Here is a 16697-nt window from a genome sequence, read left to right as displayed (position 1 = left end):
CCGGTGCACGGAGCAGGCCGGGGGCCATGACCTCGGGGGCCGTGGACCAGGACGTGAGGGCGACCGGCGGGGTCGCGTTGAGCGGGCGTATCAGGGGGGACATGACCGCCGCTCCGGCCATCACCGGCGCGGTGAGCGTGTGCATGACCTCGTCGCCCTGGACGGCCGCGGGCGAGGGCACTCCGGGAAGGAGCGGTGCGGAGACCGAGGTCGGCTGCACCGCGGTGTCGCCGAGCATCGACCGCTGGCTCGTCCCCTGGGCGAGCAGGGGCCCGACCGCACCACGGCGCCGCCCGGCGTCGGAGGTCGCCGCCGCACCCGTGCCCTGCGTACGCGCCGGAGTCACACCCGTACCGCCCCGCGCTTCCGCGGCCGCGTCGCCCGGAGCGACCGTGGCCACCCCGCCCAGCGCGATCGCGGCCAGCGACACCGCCCCGGCGGCGACGAACGCGAACCGCATCCCGCGCGAGGCGGAGCGGTCGGCGTCGTGCCGGCTGACGTCATGGATACGGAAGCCCTCACGGGCGGACCGGGACGAAGACTGGGACTGGTGGGACTGGGACGAAGGGGTCAGGGCCCTGGCGACGTGCGGGCCCGCGGGGACGTAGCCGAACTCGAACGCGTCGAGCGGGCCGTCTCTTTTGACACCGAAGACACCGATCCCGGTGGCGAAGAATCCCCCGCCGGGCGGCTCCTCGCCGTCCATGTCGCCGCCTCCCCCGGGAAGCCCCTGCAGACGGGCCAGGAAGCTCTCGGAGGGGGGCGGTGGGGCCACTTCGGCGAACACGTTCTTCAGTCGGCGCTGCGCGTCGGCCTCGGCCTTGCACTTCGTACAGGTGGCCAGGTGCGCCAGTACGCGCTCGCGCGACTCATGACCGAGCTCCCCGTCCACCAGGGCGGAAAGTCGGTCTCCCAGATGCTGCTCCGCAGGCGTAGGACGTGATCCACTCACGCGGTCGCGCCCCCTCCCCCCAGCGCGGGCACACGCGCCACGAAGGAACGGCGCTCGGCCCGTGCTTCCGGCGAGCGGTGCGCGAGGGCCTTGCGGAGCTGGGAGCGGCCGCGGTGGATCCGGGAACGGACCGTGCCGAGCTTGACGCCCAGGGTCGCGGCGATCTCCTCGTACGAGAGACCCTCGATGTCGCACAGGACGACCGCCGCCCGGAACTCCGGGGCGAGGGTGTCCAGGGCCTGCTGGACGTCCGCGTCGAAGTGCGCGTCGTTGAAGACCTGCTGGGGTGACGGCTCGCGGCTGGGCAGGCGCTCGGCCGCGTCCTCCCCCAGCGCGTCGAAACGGATGCGCTGCTTGCGGCGGACCATGTCCAGGAAGAGGTTGGTGGTGATGCGGTGGAGCCAGCCCTCAAAGGTGCCGGGCGTGTACGTCGACAGCGAACGGAAGACCCGGACGAAGACCTCTTGCGTCAGGTCCTCGGCGTCGTGCTGGTTCCCCGTCAGGCGGTACGCGAGCCGGTACACACGGCCGCTGTGGGTGCTGACGATCTCCTCCCAGGTGGGCGGAGTCCACGCCTGCCCGTCCGCGTCGGTGGAGAAGGTCGCGGTCTGGGCATGGTCAGCGGCGTGGCTGTGGTCAGCAGCGGTGTCGTTCACGGATTTCGGCCTGCCCGCCGATCCGAGAAAGCGCCGTAGCACTCCTCCCCGATCCACAGGTACAGCCGCACCTCCCCTGTCGGCTCTGGTGGTGTCCAGTGGAGCCCCTACCATAGCCACCTCGCCCGTTAGCTCCGGATAAGCGGTTTTACGAGAATTTGATACACGCTCATACCGACCTGGCGGTGGTGCGAGCCGATCTCCGTGCCCCTGCTCGGGCCGCTGCCCGACGTACTGATCCATCCTCATCCCCCGCTCTTCCCTCCGGCCGCGTCCCCCAGTGCATTCCTCCCCCTCTAAACGCCCGGTCCCATCAGCAGGTTCCCGGCACCAACGGATACAGTCACGCCCAGGCAACCACGGGGACAGGAGAGGGTCATTACCGGCAACCGGCAGACGAGCTGGGCGTTCGCCGACGCCTATGTCGCCGAGGACGAAGCACTGCGCTGGGCCCGTGACCGGGCCCGCGAGGCAGGGCTGCGCTCGGTGTCGCCCGGCACGGGCGCCGCGCTGCGGATGCTCGCCGCCACCGTGGACGCGAAGGCGGTGGCGGAGATCGGCACCGGGACCGGCGTCTCCGGAATGCATCTTCTGTACGGCATGCGGCCGGACGGGGTACTGACCACCGTCGACCCCGAGCCGGACCACCAGCAGTTCGCCCGCCAGGCCTTCCGCGCCTGCGGCTTCGCCAGCAACCGGGCCCGCTTCATCCCGGGCCGCGCCCTGGACGTGCTGCCCCGGCTCGCGGACGCCGGCTACGACCTCGTGTTCTGCGACGGCGACCGGCTGGAGTTCCTGGACTATCTCGCTGAATCGTTGCGCCTGCTGCGCCCGGGTGGCCTGGTGGTCTTCGAGGGCGTCTTCGCCAACGGCCGCACCGTCGACTCGAGCCCCCAGCCCACCGAAGTCCTCCGGCTGCGCGAACTGCTGCGCGCCGTGCGCGAGAGCCCGGACCTGGTGCCGTCGCTGCTCCCGGTGGGCGACGGCCTGCTGTGCGCCGTCAAACGGTAGACAGGCCCCAACCGGCGGTCGGGCCACAGGACTTCGGGACAGGACCCGCAGAACTTCGGGACAGGAATTCGGGAAAGCAGCTGCCCCGGCACCGTCTCGGGTGCCGGGGCAGCTGAAGGGGTATGGTCGCGTTCCGCCCCGTCAGCCGACGACCTTCTTGAGGGCGTCGCCCAGCGCGTCGGCCTCGTCAGGGGTCAGCTCGACGACGAGCCGCCCGCCGCCTTCGAGCGGAACGCGCATGACGATGCCCCGCCCCTCCTTGGTCACCTCGAGCGGGCCATCGCCCGTCCGCGGCTTCATGGCCGCCATGCTCGTTCCCCTTCCTGAAACCAGCTCATCGTCGCCGACGGCCCCATGGAGGGCACGCGCGGCCCCTAATGAGACACGCGTCACCGGCATCGAACACATTGCTTCCAAGCCATTATCCCGCATCTCAGGACCCGATGACCAACATCAGTCGGCATCGCTTGGGCAACGCGCGCGAGCAAAACCACTCAATTCGCCGATGTGACTGCGATACTCCGCCGCCGCGCGGACCCCGGCCGACCCGATCCGGACCAGAATTCTTTGACGCAGGTCACACGTCCGGTCCGGTGCGTGGACGGTGATCTCCGCCATGCTGTCCTACGGACGTACGGCGTACCGACCGGTACGCCGGAGCCGCGACACCCGAGGGGATACGCCATGGCCGACACCGTGCTCTACGAGGTGAGCGACGGACTCGCGACGATCACGCTGAACCGCCCCGAGGCGATGAACGCGCTGAACATCGCGACCAAAGTCGCCCTCAGGGAGGCGGTCCAGGCCGCGGCGGACGACGACGCCGTACGGGCCGTGCTGCTGACCGCGGCCGGGGAGCGGGCGTTCTGCGTGGGCCAGGACCTCAAGGAGCACATCACGCTGCTCGCCTCCGACCGGGAGGCCGGGACCGGGGCCACCATGACCACGGTGAAAGAGCACTACAACCCCATCGTGCGGGCGCTCGCCGGTATGACGAAGCCCGTGGTCGCCGGGGTCAACGGAGTCGCCGCGGGCGCCGGTTTCGGGCTCGCCCTGGCCGCGGACTACCGGGTCGTGGCGGACACGGCCGGCTTCAACACGTCCTTCGCGGGTGTCGCCCTCACCGCGGACTCCGGCATCTCCTGGACGCTGCCCCGGGTCGTCGGCCCGGGTCGCGCATCCGACCTGCTGCTGTTCCCGCGCACGATCACGGCGCAGGACGCGTACGACCTGGGGATCGCCAACCGGCTCGTCCCCGTGGGCGAGTTGCACGCCGAGGCGGAGAAGGTGGCCCGGCAGCTGGCGAACGGTCCGACGGTGGCCTACGCGGCGCTGAAGGAGGCCGTGGCGTACGGCCTGACGCACACCCTTGAGGAGACGCTGGAGAAAGAAGACGAACTTCAGTCCCGGGCGGGCGCGTCGGAGGACCATGCGATCGCCGTGCAGGCCTTCGTCAACAAGGAGAAGCCGAAGTACTTGGGTCGCTGAGTTCTGAAGCTGCGGGTGCGGGTGCGGGTGCGTGGGGGCTGGTCGCGCTCACGCGGCGGAGCCGCACATTGATACAGCCCCGCGCCCCTTAGGGGGCGCTCCTGGCCACGCATGTCTTCAGGTGGTCGTTGACCAGCCCGCACGCCTGCATCAGCGCGTACGCCGTCGTCGGGCCGACGAATTTCAGGCCCCGCTTCTTCAGCGCCTTCGACAGGGTTGTCGACTCCGCCGTGACCGCCGGGACGTCTCCGAGGGTCCTCGGGGCCGGGCCCGGGGTCGGGGCGTGGGACCAGATGAACTCGTCGAGCTCGCCCGGGGCCCAACCCGCCAGCACGCGCGCGTTGGCGATCGTCGCGTCGATCTTGAGGCGGTTGCGGATGATGCCGGCGTCGGCGAGGAGGCGTTCGCGGTCGGTGTCCGTGAAGGCGGCGACCTTGGAGATCTGGAAGCCGTCGAACGCGGCCCGGAAGCCCTCGCGGCGACGCAGGATCGTGATCCAGGAGAGGCCGGACTGGAAGGCCTCCAGGCTAAGCCGCTCGTAGAGGGCGTCGTCGCCGTGGACCGGGCGGCCCCACTCCTCGTCGTGGTACGAGACGTAGTCCTCCGTGGACAGCGCCCAGGGGCAACGCAGGGCGCCGTCCGGGCCGGCGACGGCCGCACCCTCGCTCACTGCTGGTCGCCTTCGATCGGCTTCCGCATGGAGACGTGTGCGGTGGCCTGCGCGCCCGCGAGCGCGGACTCCAGGTCGGCGATCCGGGCGTCGCGCTCGGCGAGTTCGGCGGCGAGGCGGCTCAGTACGTCGTCCACCTCGTCCATGCGGTAGCCCCGCGCGGCGAGCGGGAAGCGGAGGGTCTCGATGTCGGCGTGGTTCACCGGCCGATCCTGGGGCAGCGGGTCGTCGAGGCGCTCGGGCGCGACGTCGGGCAGCGGGGCGCTGTCGCCGCCGCCGATCACCGAGAGGGTCACGGCGCCGACCACGACGGCGAGCCCGACGACCAGGAACAGGAACATGAACATCTCTGAGGTCTCCACGGGCGTCGATGTCGGACGTGCCGAAGCCGAATGTGTCAGGGTCCGATCGTGCCATGCGACGCTGACAGTTAGGGTCACAGGCGGCTGAAGACCGGTACGCACTAGGAGAGGTCACAGGGGATGCTCAGGCTGGGCAGGCGTGAATTCGACACGCACGAGCCGGTGATCATGGCGATCGTGAACCGGACCCCGGACTCCTTCTACGACCAGGGGGCCACGTTCCGCGACGAGCCCGCCCTCGCGCGCGTGGAGCAGGCGGTGGCCGAGGGCGCCGCGATCATCGACATCGGCGGGGTCAAGGCCGGGCCCGGCGAGGAAGTGACCGCCGAGGAAGAAGCGCGGCGCACGGTCGGCTTCGTGGCCGAGGTGCGGCGGCGCTTCCCGGACGTGATCATCAGCGTCGACACCTGGCGGTACGAGGTCGGCGAGGCGGTCTGCGAGGTCGGCGCTGATCTCCTGAACGACGCGTGGGGCGGCGTCGATCCCCGGCTCGCGGAGGTCGCCGCGCGGTACGGCGTGGGGCTGGTGTGCACGCACGCGGGTGGCGCACAGCCGCGCACACGGCCGCACCGGGTGGCGTACGACGACGTCATGGCCGACATCCTGCGCGTGACCCTTGGCCTCGCCGAACGGGCCGTAGAGCTGGGTGTGCCCAGGGAGTCGGTGTTGATCGATCCCGGGCATGACTTCGGGAAGAACACGCGGCACAGTCTGGAGGCGACGCGGCGGCTCGGGGAGATGGTCGAGACGGGGTGGCCCGTACTGGTGTCGCTGTCCAACAAGGACTTTGTGGGCGAGACGCTCGACAAGCCGGTCAAGGAGCGGGTTGTCGGGACGCTTGCGACCACGGCCGTGTCGGCGTGGCTCGGTGCGCAGGTGTACCGGGTGCACGAGGTCGCGGAGACGCGGCAGGTGTTGGACATGGTTGCTTCGATCGCGGGGCATCGGCCTCCGGCTGTGGGGAGGCGGGGGCTGGCGTAGGCCCGCGGCGGAGCCGCTGATGGATGCAGCGCCCCCGCCGCCCCTACCCGTCCCATCCCTGGGGGCTCTGCGCCCCCAGACCCCCGCTTCGGCCTGGACGGCCTCGTCCTCAAACGCCGGACGGGCTGAGTGAAGCCGGCCCGAGTTCAGAACCAGAGCTAGCGGCCGGCTTCCTTCGACACCAGCGCTACCGCCTCGTCCACGTCGTCCGTCACATGGAACAGCAGCAGGTCCTTCTCCGACGCCTTGCCCTGGGCGATCAGCGTGTTCTTCAGCCAGTCGACCAGGCCGCCCCAGTACTCGCTTCCGAAGAGGACGATCGGGAAGCGGGTGACCTTCTGGGTCTGTACGAGGGTGAGGGCCTCGAAGAGTTCGTCGAGGGTGCCGAGGCCGCCGGGGAGGACCACGAAGCCCTGGGCGTACTTGACGAACATCATCTTGCGGACGAAGAAGTAGCGGAAGTTCAGCCCGATGTCGACGTACGCGTTGAGCCCTTGCTCGAAGGGCAGCTCGATGCCGAGGCCGACGGAGATGCCCTTGGCCTCCAGGGCGCCCTTGTTGGCCGCCTCCATGGCTCCGGGACCGCCGCCGGTGATCACGGCCCACCCGGCCTCCACGAGGGCGCGTCCGAGCCGTACGCCCGCCTCGTACTCCGGTGAGTCCGGCTTGGTGCGGGCCGAGCCGAACACGCTGATCGCGGGCGGCAGTTCGGCCAGGGTGCCGAAGCCCTCGATGAACTCCGACTGGATCCGCAGGACGCGCCACGGGTCGGTGTGGACCCAGTCCGAGGGGCCGCCCGCGTCCAGGAGGCGCTGGTCGGTCGTGCTCGCGGTCACCTGGCCGCGCCGCCGGAGGACCGGTCCCAGGCGCTGCTCCTCCGGTGGCTGCTGCTTGCCCTCGGGGTTGCCTGTAGCCATGTGCGCTCCCTCCACTTGCAGGTGTTTCGTACTTCAGCGTAGGTCTACGCGGGTTACGGAGGGGGGACATACGGATGTCAGGCGGTGAGCCAGTCCCGCAGCCGCCGCTCCGCCTCGGGGATCAGGGCCGCCTCGACCCTCTCGTCGACCTTGTGGGCGAGGAGTTGGGCGCCGGGGCCGTAGTTCACCGCAGGGACGCCGAGCGCGCTGAAGCGGGCCACGTCGGTCCAGCCGAACTTGGGGCGGGCCTCGCCGCCGACGGCCGCCATGAAGGCCGCGGCGGCCGGGTGGGTCAGGCCGGGGCGGGCCCCTCCGGTGTGGTCGTCGACGACGAACTCGTCGACCCCGCAGTCGGCGAAGTAGTCGCGTACGAAGGCCTCGGCCTCGTCCTCGCTACGGTCGGGCGCGTAGCGGAAGTTGACGACCAGGGTGCACGCGTCGGGGATGACGTTGGTGGCCACTCCCCCTTCGACGCGTACCGCGTTGAGGCCCTCGTGGAACTGGAGGCCGTCCACGACGGGCGTGCGGGGCTCGTACGCGGCGAGCTTGGCCAGCGCCCGCGAGGCCGCGTGGATCGCGTTGGAGCCCATCCACGCGCGCGCGGAGTGCGCTCGTTCACCCTTGAACTTCAGGAACACCCTGAGCGTGCCCTGGCAACCGCCCTCGACCTGACCGTCCGTCGGCTCCAGGAGGACCGCGAAGTCGCCCTCCAGCCAGTCGGGATGGGCTTCGGAGACGTGCTTGAGGCCGTTGAGGTGGGCGGCGACCTCTTCGTTGTCGTAGAAGACGAAGGTGAGGTCGCGATTGGGGGCCGGAACCGTTGCGGCGATGCGGAGTTGGACCGCGACGCCGGACTTCATGTCGCAAGTGCCGCAGCCCCACAGGACGCCGTTCTCGTCGAGGCGCGAGGGGACGTTGTCGGCGATCGGGACCGTGTCGATGTGGCCGGCCAGGACGACGCGTTCGGGGCGCCCGAGGCCGGTCCGCGCGACGACGTTGTTGCCGTACCGGTCGACCGTGAGGTGCGGCAGGGTGCGCAGCGCGGTCTCGATCGCGTCCGCGAGGGGCTTCTCGCCGCCGCTCTCCGAGGGGAAGTCGACGAGCTGCGCGGTGAGCCGTGCGGCGTCAAGCGTGAGGTCAAGTGCGGTGTCGGCCATGGCGTCGACCCTAACGCGAAGGGCCTCTCCACCGTTTGTCCACACCCGGCGCAGCGGTAACAGGAGCCTCCGCTACCTTGTGGGGATGGTGCAGTCCCCCACCCCCAAGAAGCGTCGACGCGGCCGCCTCTTCCGGTTCTCCTCGGCGTTCGTGGTGCTGCTCGCGGTCGCGGGCTATCTGGTCGTCCAGTACGTCACCGGCGGCCGGGGCGGGCCCGGTTGCAAGGTGGTCTCCGGCAAGGACGACGGCCAGCAGTACGAGTTCTCGCAGGAGCAGACGATGAACGCGGCGACGATCGCCGCCGTCGGAACCGGGCGCGGGATGCCGGAGCGGGCCGTGACGATCGCGCTCGCGACCGCCCTCCAGGAGTCGCAGCTCGTCAACATCCAGCACGGCGACCTGGATTCGCTCGGCCTGTTCCAGCAGCGGCCCTCGCAGGGCTGGGGCACCAAGAAGGAGATCCTGGACCCGACGTACGCGGCGGGCGTCTTCTACGAGCACCTGTCCAAGGTGGACGACTACCAGAAGCTCGCCCTCACGGTCGCCGCGCAGCGCGTGCAGCGCAGCGGTTACCCGGAGGCGTACGCCAAGCACGAGCCCGAGGCCACACTGCTCTCCGCCGCCCTCACCGGGCAGGCGGCCGCCACGCTGACCTGCCAGGGCCTCCCGGACACGACCCGGGCGGACACCGGACCGGACGCCGTAAGGGCCGCGCTGGTACGGGACTTCGGGCGCACGGTGCTGAAGGAGACCGGCGCGGAGGTGACCGGCGCGGAGGTGACCGGGGGCGGCTCGGCGTCGAAGGACAAGTCCAAGGCGAAGGCCAAGTCCACGCCGACGCCCTCTCCCAGCGCGAGTGCGACCGGCGGCAGCACCGTGACCCTGCTGGTGCGGCCCGGTAGTACGAGGACCGGATGGCAGCTCGCGCACTGGGCGGTGGCCAACTCCTCGGTGCTGCACATCGAGCGCGTGTCGTATGCCGGCCGTGAGTGGGCCGCCGGCAGCGCGGACGACCCGTGGCGCTCGTCCGCCACGACGGCCTCCGGCGGAGTGCGCATAGTGACCGAGCGGCAGGGCGCGGAGAAGTAGCCGGGCAGTCGTAGTCAGGCAGTCGTGGTCGGGCAGTCGTACGGTGCCTCACCCGTAGGGGTTATGCGTGGTCGATGTGGGGCCGAGGGTGCGCAGGTCTTCGGGCCGTCACCCTCGCATGCGCCGAAACCCTTGAGAACAAAGGGCTGTGCGCATTCGGCAGACTTTCGGACCGGGCGCTCTTTGTCCGTTTTTATCCGTAGCTGATAATGCGACGCATTGCCAACTCTTTACGTTGGCGCTCCGCAACCTTCGCGCGTTTCGAGCGGTAGTCACTGCGTCCGAGCCCGGAGATCAACACAAGGAGCATCATGTCCCTCCCCCTGACCCGCCGGATCGCCCGTGCCGCGCTGCTCGTCGCAGCGGGAGCGGCAGCCGGGGTCGGTGCGGCCGGCTCCGCCAGTGCGGCCCCCTCCCTGCCGGCCACCCCGAACCTGGGCGCGCTGACCGCCCTGGACGGGGCGAGCGTCGGCAACACGGTCGACGGCGCGAGCCAGAACGTCACGGGGGTCGCCGGCAAGTCCGGTGGCCAGACGCTGGAGAAGGCGGTGCCGGCCGCCGGGAAGACCGGCGGGAAGGTTGCCAAGACGGTGGCGCCGGCTGCGCAGCATGTCGCCGGTGACACGGCTGGACAGGCCGGAGGCCTGCTCGGTGACACGGCCAAGACCGCGACCGCGGGTGGCGGGTTGCCGACGGACGCGGTGACCAAGGGTGGGTTGCCCACGGCTCAGGAGCTGCCGTTGAAGGGGCTTCCGCTCGGCTAGTTCGGCCGCGTTTCAGTGCGCCTGCATTGAAGGGGTCCAGGGAATTTCCCTGGACCCCTTTTCCGCGTTGTTCGTCGGCTTACGGTCGGTGGGGGGCAGCGAGCCCGGATGAGCGGGATCCGGCACCGTGCACCGCTCGACGAGGGCGTCAGGAGGCGTCGCGTCTGTGCAGGCCGGCGAGTGCCGCGTCGAGGATCGGCTGTCGGTATTCCGGGGTGCCGGGGATCTTCGCGATGGCGACGACCATGTCGAGGATCTGGCCCAGGTCGAGTCCGGGTTCGATCTCGTGTGCGTCGTGGGCGGCGGTGAGCAGCGGCTGACCGGCGGTGAGCATCCGGCCTCGGGTGTCGAAGACGGGATTGTCGGTGTCGGTGTGCTCGACCAGCGCGATCACGACCGGCCGCTTGGTGGTGACGTATTGAAAGAAGCGGCGGAGCCAGGTCGTAAGGCGCTCTGCCGGGCCGTCGCCCTCGGCTGTCGCAGCAGCGGCGCAGACCTCGTCGACCTCATCGACGAGGAGCGCTTCGAGGAGTTCGTTGCGGCTCTCGAAGTTGCGGTACAGGGTCGCGGGGCTGACCCCCGACCTCCGGGCGACTTCGGCCATCGACGTCTCCGGCCCGGTCGCGGCGAAGGCGGCGCGGGCGGCGTCCATGATCCGCTGGCGGTTGCGGACCGCGTCAGCCCTCTTCGAGGGAGCAGGCGGTTGGTCAGGCATTCGAGCGTCCTTGCGTAAGTGGACAGGGTGTTCGTATTATCCGAACACCCACTCCGTTTCGATCCGGAGTCTATCGCCTCCGTTCAAGGATCCGCCATGAGCACATCCAGCGCCCCCACCAACCCGCCCGGCCCGACAGCGGCGACCGGCCCGTCGACCGGCCCATCGCGTCCCGTCCGCCGCTGGCTGGTGCTGGCGATCTGCTGTCTCAGCGTGGGCGTGACCGGCATCAACCTCACCATCGTCAACGTCGCGCTTCCCTCGATCAGCAGGGACCTGCACGCCTCGCTCAGCAGCCTGGAGTGGACCGTTTCCACCTACTCCCTGGTCATGGCCTGCCTGCTGATGCTGTCCGGCTCGATGGCCGACCGATTCGGCCGCAAACGGATCTTCCAGCTCGGGCTCACGCTGTTCTCTCTCGGCTCCTTGCTGTGTGGCCTGGCGCCCGGCGTGGGGTGGCTGATCGCCTTCGTCGGCGTGCAGGCGGTGGGCGGCTCGATGCTCAACCCGGTCGCGATGTCGATCATCGTCGGCGTGTTCACCGACCGCGGGGAGAGGGCACGCGCGATCGGTGTGTGGGGGTCGGTGATCGGGATCACCATGGCGGCGGGGCCTGTGCTGGGTGGCCTGCTGGTCAGCGGCATCGGCTGGCGGTCGGTGTTCTGGATCAGTGTCCCGATCGGGATCGCCGCCTTCGCGCTGACGCGGAAGTTCGTCCCTGAGTCCAAGGCCACCCGGGCCCGCCGGTTCGACCCGTTCGGCCAGGCTCTGATCATCGTCTTGTTCGCCTCGATCATCGCCGCGACGATCGAGGGCCCCCGCCACGGGTGGACGGACCCCTGGATCGTCGGGCTGATCGTGCTCGCCGTCGTGGCCCTGACCGGGATCCTCGTCGTCGAGCCGCGGCGATCCGAGCCGCTGATCGACCTGCGGTACTTCCGCAGCCCTCCGTTCTCCGGCGCGAACCTGATCTCGCTGATGATGACGGCCGGTCTGGGCGGGTTCCTGTTCCTCAACACCCTCTATCTCCAGGACATCCGCGGCTACAGCCCGCTGCACGCCGGCGTGATGATCATCCCGATGGCCCTGGGTCAAGCCGTCGCCGCCAATCTCTCCGGACGGCTCGTCGCCGCCCGAAGAGACCGCCTCGCCCTCGCGCTGGGCGGCGCGCTCCTGGCCACCGGCGCCTTCCCCCTCGTTGCCCTGAGCACGCACACCCACAGCGTCCACCTGCTGGTCGCCTACGCCGTCTTCGGCCTCGGCGCGGGCATGGTCAGCCCGCCGGTCAGCCACACCGCCGTCTCCGGAATGCCGCTCGATCAGGTCGGCGTCGCGGGAGCGCTAGCGGCCAGCGCTCGACAGTTCGGCAGCGCGATCGGCGTCGCGGTGACCGGCTCGATCGTCGCCAGCTCCAGCGCCGGGTTCGTCCACTCGAGCCACGCCGCCTGGGTCGTCATCGGGGGCTGCGGAGTCGCCGTGCTCGCGCTCGGCCTCATCTCCACCAGCAGCTGGGCCAGGGACGCCGCCACCCGCAACGGCCAGCGCCTCGTCACTCACGACCATTGACACACCCGTGGGGCTTCTCCAGCCCCGACCTGAACACTTTCCGCTCGCCTCGACGAGCTCGGTCCGATCGTGACCGGCCAACGCCCCGAACCCGACCGTGCCGTGCCGGCCTGCCGGGTCGTGGATGCCGACGACGGCAGCGAGGGCCGGTGCCGCCGCTGCGGCTGCGGCTGCGGCTGCGGCTGCGGCTGCGGCTGCCAAGGCACCACGAGGCCGCGGAGCCGCGAGCGAAGCTGTCGCGTCGCGGACCGCGGTGGGCACTTGAGGCGATCGTGTGCCACCACCTCACCGTGGCCCGGGTCGCCGAGGGGCTCGGCGACCCGTGGAACACCGCCGACGGCGCCGCGCTGGCCGAAGGCGAGCGCGTCCTGATCAACAACGAGAAGCGCTTCGACGGCGACACCGCCATCGACGCCGACGAGCACGTGTGGCGCCACACCCACCGCGGCGACAAGTACGTCACCGTCATCATCGACCGCACCGCCGTGCGCGCCGGAACCAGCCCAGCACGCCCGCTGGACATGGTTGAAGGCCGCTCCAAGCAGGTCTTCAAGACCTGCCCGGCCAACCGCGACCCGGCCCGGCGCGACATCGTCGAGGTCGTCGCCATGGACGGGTCCACCGGCTTCAAGACCGCCGCAGCCGAAGAGATGGAGATCCCGACCGCGGCCGCGGTCATGAACCCCTTCCACGTCGTCCGCCTGGCCGGTGACGCACTCGACCGCTGCCAACGACGCGTCCGACAGGCCATCCACGGTCACCGCAGCCGCAGCCGCACTGGCGCCCCGCTCCACCGCTGACGACCTCGCTGATCGACTCCGTCAACACCGGCGTCCCGAAGGCCCTGACCGAGGTCGTCACGCTGGGCCGACCATGGAAGAAGCGCGCCGCCGACATGCTCACCCACTTCGGCCGGCCCGGCTCCAGCAACGCGCCCACCGAGGCGATCGACGAACGACCCGAACACCTCCGCGGCAGCGCACTAGGCCTCCGCGACCTCACCGACTACATCGCCAGATCACTGCTCAAGGCCGGCGGCTTCAGACCGCGACTACACCCTGGTCTGTGATGAGCCTGTTCACAGCTGCCTGTACTCGCTCATCCGTTGCCGTCAGGGCCACGCGTACGAAGTTTTCGCCCGCCTCGCCGTAGAAGTCGCCCGGCGCCACCAGAATGCCGAGGTCGGCCAGGTGGGCGACCGTCTTCCAGCAGGACTCGTCCCTCGTTGCCCACAAATACAGGCTGGCCTCGCTGTGTTCGATGCGGAAGCCGTGGGCGACGAGAGCCTCGCGAAGGGCCGTGCGGCGGGCCAGATAGCGCTCGCGCTGGACCTGGACGTGGGTGTCGTCGCCGAGGGCCGCGATCACCGCCGCCTGGGTCGGGGACGAGGTCATCATGCCGCCGTGCTTGCGGATCTCCAGGAGCGGGGCGAGGACCGCCGGGTCGCCGGCGAGGAAGGCCGCGCGGTAACCGGCGAGGTTCGACCGCTTGGAGAGCGAGTGGACGGCGACGATCCCGTCGTAGGAACCGCCGTTGACGTCCGGGTGGAGGACCGAGACCGGGTCGGCCTCCCAGCCCAGTTCGAGGTAGCACTCGTCGGAGAAGATCAGGATGCCGTGCTCGCGGGCCCAGGCGACGATCCGGGTCAGTTCGTCCTTCGACAGGACCTTGCCGGTGGGATTCGACGGGGAGTTGAGCCAGAGGAGCTTCAGGCCCTCGGGGTCGAGGGTAGTCGGGTCGTCGTAGGTCTCGTACTCGGCGCGGGCCAGGCGGGCGCCGACCTCGTACGTCGGGTACGCGAGGCGCGGGTAGGCGACGCGGTCGCCGGGGCCCAGGCCCAGCTGGGTCGGGAGCCAGGCGACGAGTTCCTTGGAGCCGACGATCGGCAGGACGTGGCGGTGGGTCACGTCACGGGCGCCGAGGCGGTGCTCCACCCAGCCCGTGATCGCGTCGCGCAGTGCCGGTGTGCCCCAGACCGTCGGATAGCCGGGCGAGTCGGCCGCGGCGATCAGCGCTTTCTGGATCAGGTCGGGAACCGGGTCGACCGGGGTGCCGACGGACAGGTCGACGATGCCGTCCGGGTGCGCTGCGGCCGTCTTCTTGTACGGCTCCAGCTTGTCCCAGGGGAAGGTGGGCAGGCGGTCGGTGACTGCGGACACGATGACTGGCTCACTTTCTGGTACGTGCGCCCCGTACGGCCGTCGTCGGACCGCCGTACGGCAAACGCCTCGGCCCCGTAGGGCGCTGACCGGGCGTGATCAGGCCGTACGGGACCGAGGCGGCGCGTCTGTGCGGGCCGCTCTTACTGGTTCTGCGGCGGCAGCGCGGCGACGAAGGGGTGGTCGCGCTCGATCAGGCCCAGCTTGCTGGCGCCGCCGGGGGAGCCGAGCTCGTCGAAGAACTCGACGTTGGCCTTGTAGTAGTCCTTCCACTCCTCGGGAGTGTCGTCCTCGTAGAAGATCGCCTCGACCGGGCACACCGGCTCACAGGCTCCGCAGTCGACGCATTCGTCCGGGTGGATGTACAAGGACCGGGAGCCCTCGTAAATGCAGTCGACCGGGCACTCCTCGATGCACGCCTTGTCCTTGACGTCGACACAAGGCTGCGCGATGACGTAGGTCACGCTGTCGTTCCTCCTCGATAGGGCGCTGGCGGGCCTCCGTAGGCTCCGCCGCCAGGCGCGCTGGAGCGCGGCGTCGTCCATGCCCGCACCTAGTATCTCCGTTCCGGGGCGTGATCCATACAGGAGGGGTGAACTGACCTGTGGAAATCTCTGCGGCTGGACGTCTTGAGGTCCGGATCACCGCTGCTGACGTGGGCAAACGAGTGTCCGTCAGACGCTTGACAGGTACTGAAGACACGACGGAGAAGTTCACCGACACGGTGGGTGTTCTCACATCATGGGACAGCGGTGTGCTGACGATCACACGGAAGGGTGGCGAGTCCGTCCGTATTCCGGAATCCTCGCTGGTGGCGGGCAAGATCGTCCCGGCCGCTCCGGCCCGCCGTCGGGGACCGTCCGCCACCTACCGGGAATTGGCCCAGGTCTCCGCGCGCGCCTGGCGGCCGGTGGAGAGCGAGCGGCTCGGCGAGTGGGAGCTGCGCGCCGCCGCCGGATACACCCGGCGCGCCAACTCCGTGCTGCCGCTCGGCGATCCCGCCCTGCCCCTCGACGAGGCCCTGACCGCCGTACGACGGTGGTACGGCGACCGGGGCCTGCCCGCGTACGTCCAGACCGCGACCGGCGGCGAGGGCACGCAGGAGTTGCTCTGCGCCGAGCTCGAACGGCGCGGCTGGACCCGCGAGGTCACGGCCGAGCTGTGGGTCGGGGCCCTGGCCCCTGTCGCCGACCGCGCCGACGCGTCCGGGGTCGTGCTGTCCAGGACGGCCGACGAGGCATGGCTGGCCCGCTATCAGCGCAAGGGGGTGAGCGACGTGGCCCTGAAGGTACTGGGGAGCGGCCCCTCGGTGTGGTTCGCGACCGTGCCCGGAGAGAACGCAGATTCGGCTCCCGCCGCTATCGGGCGGTGCGTCGTCGACGGGCGGTGGGCCGGTTTCGGCGCGGTCGAGGTCGATCCCGCGCTACGGCGGCGGGGGCTGGGCTCGCTCGTCATGGCCGCGTTGGCCTCGCGGGCGCTGGACGAGGGGGCGTCGGCCGCGTGGTTGCAGGTCGAGGCGGACAACGCGGGGGCGCGGTCGCTGTACGCGGGCATGGGGTTCTCGGCGCATCACGCCTACCACCACTACCGCGACGGTTCGTCGTGAGCGGGTTCGAGTTCGCCATGCCCGGCCCCTGTCCTCCGCCGCCTGAACGGGCCGCCGAGGTACGTCGGTTGTTCGCCGAGGAGGCCCGGGCCGAGCGGCCCGATCTCGCGACGCTGTGTCTGCTCGTGGGAGCGGCGGCGGACGGGGCGCTGGACGACGCGGGCATCGACTCGGCGCAGATCGAACTGGACCGGCTGGCCGGGCAGTTGCCCTTCCGGCCGGGCACGCCGCTCGCCTGGGCCGACGCGCTGCGTCAACTCCTGGGCGTGCGGTTCGAGTTCCGCGGTACGCCCGGTGACTATCAGCGGTTGGAGTCCTCGTTGCTGCACGAAGTGCTGCGGCGGCGGCGCGGGTTGCCGATCCTGCTGTCCGTGGTGTGGATGGAGGTCGCCCGGCGGGCGGGGGCGCCGGTGTACGGGGTCGCGTTGCCGGGGCATTTCGTGGTCGGGTTCGGGGCGGCGGAGGAGCAGGTGCTCGCCGATCCCTTTGACGGGAGGGGGCTGTGCCTGGAGATTCACTGCCGACAGCGATGATTTCGGCTGTCGCCTTCGGTCGCCATTAGCCGGCCCGGGTGCGAGCGAATTGGACATGCTTTACCCGAAC

At 70.3% G+C, this 16697-nt stretch carries 17 protein-coding genes and 2 pseudogenes; 9 read left to right on the top strand and 10 right to left on the bottom strand.

What is annotated here, in order from left to right:
- The coding region (locus tag ACNFOC_RS35630; RefSeq protein WP_416963173.1) for an anti-sigma factor family protein at nt 1-952 on the bottom strand (952 nt) is incomplete at its 3' end.
- Nucleotides 949-1650: an RNA polymerase sigma factor SigE gene (sigE, locus tag ACNFOC_RS35625; RefSeq protein WP_019072074.1), complete on the bottom strand. Its 702-nt coding sequence runs from the start codon at nt 1648-1650 to the stop codon at nt 949-951. The genes sigE and ACNFOC_RS35630, both read right to left, overlap by 4 nt.
- A 270-nt stretch (nt 1651-1920) precedes the next feature.
- Here sigE and ACNFOC_RS35620 point away from each other — a divergent pair, with 270 nt between their 5' ends.
- Entirely contained in the window at nt 1921-2619 is a 699-nt protein-coding gene (locus ACNFOC_RS35620; protein ID WP_416963175.1) for an O-methyltransferase, read from the top strand.
- A gap of 141 nt (nt 2620-2760) precedes the next feature.
- On the opposite strand, the gene ACNFOC_RS35615 is transcribed toward ACNFOC_RS35620, so the two are convergent.
- Nucleotides 2761-2928, bottom strand: coding sequence for a DUF3117 domain-containing protein (locus ACNFOC_RS35615; RefSeq protein ID WP_003966491.1), 168 nt, complete (start codon nt 2926-2928; stop codon nt 2761-2763).
- 375 nt (nt 2929-3303) lie between these two features.
- Here ACNFOC_RS35615 and chcB point away from each other — a divergent pair, with 375 nt between their 5' ends.
- Nucleotides 3304-4107 (top strand): 2-cyclohexenylcarbonyl CoA isomerase, encoded by an 804-nt coding sequence (gene chcB, locus ACNFOC_RS35610; RefSeq protein ID WP_416963172.1) that lies wholly within the window; start codon nt 3304-3306, stop codon nt 4105-4107.
- 88 nt (nt 4108-4195) lie between these two features.
- On the opposite strand, the gene ACNFOC_RS35605 is transcribed toward chcB, so the two are convergent.
- Nucleotides 4196-4777 carry a DNA-3-methyladenine glycosylase I gene (locus ACNFOC_RS35605; RefSeq protein ID WP_416963171.1) on the bottom strand — a complete coding sequence of 194 codons (582 nt, stop codon included), beginning with the start codon at nt 4775-4777 and terminating at the stop codon, nt 4196-4198.
- The gene (locus ACNFOC_RS35600; RefSeq protein ID WP_416963174.1) at nt 4774-5124 is read right to left on the bottom strand and encodes a DivIVA domain-containing protein; all 351 of its coding nucleotides are present in this window, start codon (nt 5122-5124) and stop codon (nt 4774-4776) included. Before ACNFOC_RS35600 ends, ACNFOC_RS35605 begins: the two co-directional genes overlap by 4 nt.
- 135 nt (nt 5125-5259) lie before the next feature.
- On the opposite strand from ACNFOC_RS35600, the gene folP reads away from it, so the two are divergent.
- Complete coding sequence (gene folP, locus ACNFOC_RS35595; RefSeq protein WP_416963170.1) at nt 5260-6120, top strand: dihydropteroate synthase; 861 nt, start codon at nt 5260-5262, stop codon at nt 6118-6120.
- Between the two features lie 158 nt (nt 6121-6278).
- On the opposite strand, the gene ACNFOC_RS35590 is transcribed toward folP, so the two are convergent.
- On the bottom strand, nt 6279-7037 hold the full coding sequence (locus tag ACNFOC_RS35590) for an LOG family protein (protein ID WP_318018671.1): 759 nt from the start codon (nt 7035-7037) through the stop codon (nt 6279-6281).
- A gap of 77 nt (nt 7038-7114) precedes the next feature.
- A complete protein-coding gene (gene dapE, locus ACNFOC_RS35585; protein ID WP_416963169.1) occupies nt 7115-8194 on the bottom strand; it encodes a succinyl-diaminopimelate desuccinylase in 1080 nt (359 codons plus the stop codon).
- Between the two features lie 85 nt (nt 8195-8279).
- Between dapE and ACNFOC_RS35580 the strand changes: the two genes are divergently transcribed.
- Nucleotides 8280-9284: a heavy metal transporter gene (locus ACNFOC_RS35580; RefSeq protein WP_416963168.1), complete on the top strand. Its 1005-nt coding sequence runs from the start codon at nt 8280-8282 to the stop codon at nt 9282-9284.
- A 311-nt stretch (nt 9285-9595) separates the two neighbouring features.
- Nucleotides 9596-10048: a hypothetical protein gene (locus ACNFOC_RS35575; RefSeq protein WP_019072065.1), complete on the top strand. Its 453-nt coding sequence runs from the start codon at nt 9596-9598 to the stop codon at nt 10046-10048.
- Nucleotides 10049-10196: 148 nt separating this feature from the next.
- Here the strand turns inward: ACNFOC_RS35575 and ACNFOC_RS35570 are convergent, their stop codons facing one another.
- Nucleotides 10197-10763 carry a TetR/AcrR family transcriptional regulator gene (locus ACNFOC_RS35570; RefSeq protein WP_416963167.1) on the bottom strand — a complete coding sequence of 189 codons (567 nt, stop codon included), beginning with the start codon at nt 10761-10763 and terminating at the stop codon, nt 10197-10199.
- A 96-nt stretch (nt 10764-10859) separates the two neighbouring features.
- On the opposite strand from ACNFOC_RS35570, the gene ACNFOC_RS35565 reads away from it, so the two are divergent.
- The gene (locus ACNFOC_RS35565) at nt 10860-12329 is read left to right on the top strand and encodes an MFS transporter (protein ID WP_416963166.1); all 1470 of its coding nucleotides are present in this window, start codon (nt 10860-10862) and stop codon (nt 12327-12329) included.
- Nucleotides 12326-13398, top strand: a pseudogene (locus ACNFOC_RS35560) (transposase). Before ACNFOC_RS35565 ends, ACNFOC_RS35560 begins: the two are co-directional and overlap by 4 nt.
- Here ACNFOC_RS35560 and ACNFOC_RS35555 read toward each other — a convergent pair.
- On the bottom strand, nt 13370-14488 hold the full coding sequence (locus ACNFOC_RS35555) for a bifunctional succinyldiaminopimelate transaminase/glutamate-prephenate aminotransferase (RefSeq protein ID WP_416963165.1): 1119 nt from the start codon (nt 14486-14488) through the stop codon (nt 13370-13372). The pseudogene ACNFOC_RS35560 and the gene ACNFOC_RS35555 sit on opposite strands and share 29 nt — an antisense overlap.
- Before the next feature lie 143 nt (nt 14489-14631).
- A complete protein-coding gene (gene fdxA / locus ACNFOC_RS35550) occupies nt 14632-14952 on the bottom strand; it encodes a ferredoxin (RefSeq protein WP_019058397.1) in 321 nt (106 codons plus the stop codon).
- Nucleotides 14953-15092: 140 nt separating this feature from the next.
- Between fdxA and ACNFOC_RS35545 the strand changes: the two genes are divergently transcribed.
- Both ACNFOC_RS35545 and ACNFOC_RS35540 read left to right on the top strand, forming a co-directional pair.
- Entirely contained in the window at nt 15093-16094 is a 1002-nt protein-coding gene (locus tag ACNFOC_RS35545; protein ID WP_416963164.1) for a GNAT family N-acetyltransferase, read from the top strand.
- A gap of 17 nt (nt 16095-16111) precedes the next feature.
- Nucleotides 16112-16588: pseudogene (locus ACNFOC_RS35540) on the top strand (transglutaminase-like domain-containing protein); the annotation flags it as partial.
- Nucleotides 16589-16697: the final 109 nt, after the last annotated feature.

Origin of the sequence: Streptomyces colwelliae, from assembly GCF_048158785.1 — a bacterium.
GTDB lineage: Bacteria > Actinomycetota > Actinomycetes > Streptomycetales > Streptomycetaceae > Streptomyces.
Note: the sequence above shows the minus strand (reverse complement) of the source record. Positions and strands in the feature narration are given on the sequence as shown.